Below are 259 nucleotides of genomic sequence, written 5' to 3'. Positions count from 1 at the left end.
CCCCGCCTGACGCGCCCTTGCACGACCGGACTTACACGGAGATCTCCACCGTCGAGGAGATCGCCGGAGTCCTGACAATCAGTTCCGGGGCCGCAAGTGCGTTTGTGGCCCAGTCCCGGCAGGTCTGTGCCCTGCCGCCGGTCATGGACGCCCTGTCCGCGGGGAGCCTCACCTGGCAGCAGGCGAAGATCTTCGCCGACGAAACCGAGGCTCTGGAGCATCCCGCTGCCTTGGCTTTGGTGGAGCACTTCCTCGACCC

General features: G+C 66.8%; 1 pseudogene. It reads left to right on the top strand.

Annotated elements, in window-relative coordinates:
• Positions 1 to 259: pseudogene (locus tag FDW83_RS19270) on the top strand (HNH endonuclease); the annotation flags it as partial.

The organism is Pseudarthrobacter sp. NamE2 (assembly GCF_005796205.1).
GTDB lineage: Bacteria > Actinomycetota > Actinomycetes > Actinomycetales > Micrococcaceae > Arthrobacter.
Note: the sequence above shows the minus strand (reverse complement) of the source record. Positions and strands in the feature narration are given on the sequence as shown.